Raw genomic sequence first — 3526 nt, 5'->3', positions numbered from 1 at the left:
CCCGCGCTACAAGCAGTTTGGGACTAAATTAAGCCCATTATTCGGATTTGCCAAATCTTCCAAATACAAAACCATATTTAAATTAAGCCTAATACCCAAATTGCTTGTAGCGTGTGTTAGCGGTTGTTGCTTTTACTCATATGAATCTTTCCATTCTATTGGTTCAGGATTTGTAAGTCTGAATATAGTTTTTTCCTTCTCGCTTAATTCTGAATAGAATTTATAAAATTTCATCAAATAATCTTCTCCTTTTCCCATTCTCCAAAACATATCTTGAGGTTCGATATTGGGAAATTCTTTCCAAGGTGTTTTCATTTCATCTTGAATTGGTGTAAAATAACCAAAATCATTTAAAAAATCTCTTACTTCCATTAATACAAATCCAAGTAAATTTTGTCCACGCCAAGCATAAATATTTTCTATTTCTTTACTATCTTGAGAAAGTCCATTTCCCCAGATAATATCAACTGGACTAGCTTCAACTAAAACCCTATTTCCTGTTTGTTTTAAATATTCGCCAAGTGTTTTGTTTTGATTGAATTTATGAATATTACCAATTTTAACTATTTCAATGCGCTTTTCATTCCAAATTTGTTCGTCAAAACCTAAAACTTCTCTTCCAAGTTCTTTCGCTTCTCCTGGCTTTTCACACAAAACTATTTTTTCGTAATTTATTTTGTCATTAAAAAGTTTTGCTTTTTGTGCCATCATCCAATGTTCGGCAGTTTTGTATGTAATATTGTCAACTACAAAAGGAATTTCAAACCATTGACTAAAACAAAATTTCCCAACTTCTTCTTTGTGATTTTGTTTATTTCCCCAAAAGAAAAGATATTTTATAACTTCTCCATTTTCGTATTTGTTTGTTAACCATTCTAAATTGTAAATAATTGACATTTGTTTGTTCCTTAAAGTTCTTTTTTACTACGATTTTTTGCAATAACCGCTAACGTTCCCGCGCTACACGCAGGCTGGGATTAAAGATGCATAATCTTTCGGTTAAAAACAAATGTATCAAATACAAACTATTTTCAAATTAAACCCATTGCCCAGCTTGCTTGTAGCGTGTGTTGGGCGTTCGTTATTTTTCTATTGTTATATTGTCAATTCGGTAATTCATTTCTTTGTCTAAATATGTGTCTAAAATTTTACTAATATCAGTTGTAGTCAAAATATTTTTCTCATTTGCTGTGCTAATATTTTCAACTATAGAAAATTCGGTATCTTTTTTTATTACTAATTTACTATATCTTTTCGTGTCAGGCGTACGATGGTTATAGTCTGGTGGGAAATAAATATAACTTTTAAAATGGTTTTCAATAAATTGTCTAATTTCTGTAAAAGTCAACGGGTGATTTTCAAAAAAACTTTTCTCTTGTTCTGTTACTTCAAAATTCCATAAAAGTTTTCTTGTCAGCCCAATTTTTTGCATCTCATTAGTAAATTCAACAGGAATGGAATTGTCAAAAACAAAGGGCATATTTTCATTGTCTTTGTGAAACTCTTTTATGTCTTTTACTTTTCGAAATCGTCTGCTAATATTTAGTAGAATTAAGTCTTCGCTTTGTTGTTTAACTTTAATCCAAAGAGGTAAAAGACCTTGTCTTGAAGTTAGGGTTTCTAAAACTTGGTCTAATGATAGTTTAACATGCGTACTTGTTGGCAAAACCCACCAATTAATAATTTCATCCCAAGTATTTTTAGGTGTTTCATTGTCAGCATTACTTGGTAGGATTACAAAAGTCATATTGTTCAAAATAACTTGTCCAACTAAACTGTTATTTAGTGTTCTAAGTAGTTGTTCTTTGAAAAATATTTTATTGTCCATACGGTCTTTTTATAATGACGCCCAACGTTCCCGCGCTACAAGCAGTTTGGGACTAAATTAAGCCCATTATTCGGATTTGCCAAATCTTCCAAATACAAAACCAATTTCAAATTAAGCCTAAAACCCAAATTGCTTGTAGCGTGTGTTGGGCATAGTTTTTTTATTTCGTTTCGTATTGATATTTTGATATTTCATATTGTTCAAATTCTTCTGTTATCATTTTCAAAAGTATTAAAGAATATTTTTTATAATTTTCAAAGTCATTTTGTTTAAAATAATCAGTTATCAAATAATTGATAAATGGATGATTTAAATCTTCTATCTTAAGTTTTGAATAACGTTTTCTTGATTTTGGATATTGATTCCAAAATCTTTTGTAATTCTCATATTCCGTATCAGTAATTCGATTGATTAATTCTTGCATTAAAGTTTTTGGAATTCGATTGTCTGCTAATTTATCAAAATAATTTTCTATTTTTTTATGAAATTCACTTTTACGTTCAATTCTATATTCTTCTACTTTTTGTAGTTTGTTTCTTTTTCTCCATTTACTTATTAAAACGGTTGATAAGAAACCGAAAGTAGAGAGAATAATTAAAAGTATACTTTTTAATGGTCTAAAACTTAATGCTTCAAACGGAAGAATAATTGTAATAAGTAACAAAGCAAGAATAAGTAAGATTTTTCTTTTTATAAAAAATTCCACATAATAATTACAAGCTAATAAAGAAAGAGATAAAATATAAAAAAAATAATTTACAGTTATTCCAAATCCAACTTCTTTGTGTTGCATTGGAAAGCAATAATTGATTATTTCAAAAATAAATACTAAACAAAAAATTTGAGTAATAGTGATTAAAAATATTTCAGTAATTCTTCTAATCATTTTAAATTTAGTTTTCTATTTTTTGCTGTAATACCTTATTCACGTTCTTTTCTCGTAAAATTATGCCCAACGTTCCCGCGCTACACGCAGGCTGGGATTAAAGATGCATAATCTTTCGGTTAAAAACAAATGCATCAAATACAAACTATTTTCAAATTAAGCCAATTGCCCAGCTTGCTTGTAGCGTGTGTTGGCAGCTGTATTTTTAGAACTGTTCGTTCAAGTATTTATTGATTTCTGTTTCAATTTTCAAATCAATAGTTACTGTTAAATCCCAATCGTTCAAGATTAAATTCATTTCATTTCCAATAGTAAATAGAATATTTTTCAATTTTGATTTGATTTCATCATCCTTATGAAATCTAAAGCCATCAATCCAAAAATCTTTGATATAATCATCTTTTGAGGTTATAAATATTTCAGATTTTCCGAACGTATACGCAAAGGTATTTTCACATTTCCATTTTGTCGAACCATAGGCCTCATAAACTTCTGAATTTTTTACCATTCCGAGTTCAATAAGCATTCTGTCTACCTTGTCAAAAGGAATTTTTTTGGTTTCAATAGTTACTGGATTTTCTTTTCGTCCATAGACATTGGAGAATCCATTACCATCATAATTTTCCACTGCAAAATTTTCTATTTTTTCGTTTTCATTTTCCAGATAAACTATGTTTTCACGCGGTAAAAATTCAACTTGGTTAAAGCTATCTTCGTGAAAATAAACACTATTTTCGGGATTTTTATTTCCCGATTTATTAATTGTTATTCTTCTAAATATGTCGAGTATTTTCATTGTTTGGTGTAATATA

4 protein-coding genes are annotated in these 3526 nt (G+C 29.0%); all 4 read right to left on the bottom strand.

Going from position 1 to position 3526, the window contains the following annotated elements:
• Positions 1–132 precede the first annotated feature (132 nt).
• A complete protein-coding gene (locus ACSVH9_RS16175; RefSeq protein WP_438064608.1) occupies positions 133–897 on the bottom strand; it encodes an NADAR family protein in 765 nt (254 codons plus the stop codon).
• Positions 898–1081: 184 nt separating this feature from the next.
• The gene (locus ACSVH9_RS16170) at positions 1082–1828 is read right to left on the bottom strand and encodes a hypothetical protein (protein WP_438064607.1); all 747 of its coding nucleotides are present in this window, start codon (positions 1826–1828) and stop codon (positions 1082–1084) included.
• Between the two features lie 160 nt (positions 1829–1988).
• Positions 1989–2714, bottom strand: coding sequence for a hypothetical protein (locus tag ACSVH9_RS16165; RefSeq protein ID WP_438064606.1), 726 nt, complete (start codon positions 2712–2714; stop codon positions 1989–1991).
• Positions 2715–2919: 205 nt separating this feature from the next.
• Positions 2920–3526: hypothetical protein (locus ACSVH9_RS16160; protein WP_438064605.1), on the bottom strand; the 607-nt coding region annotated here is incomplete at its 5' end.

This window comes from Flavobacterium sp. RSSB_23, assembly GCF_051547145.1.
Taxonomy (GTDB): Bacteria; Bacteroidota; Bacteroidia; order Flavobacteriales; family Flavobacteriaceae; genus Flavobacterium.
Note: the sequence above shows the minus strand (reverse complement) of the source record. Positions and strands in the feature narration are given on the sequence as shown.

Coding starts and splice junctions, on each gene's coding strand:
- ACSVH9_RS16175 (WP_438064608.1), bottom strand. CDS start 897: ATGTCAATTATTTACAATTTAGAATGGTTAACAAACAAATACGAAAAT.
- ACSVH9_RS16170 (WP_438064607.1), bottom strand. CDS start 1,828: ATGGACAATAAAATATTTTTCAAAGAACAACTACTTAGAACACTAAAT.
- ACSVH9_RS16165 (WP_438064606.1), bottom strand. CDS start 2,714: ATGATTAGAAGAATTACTGAAATATTTTTAATCACTATTACTCAAATT.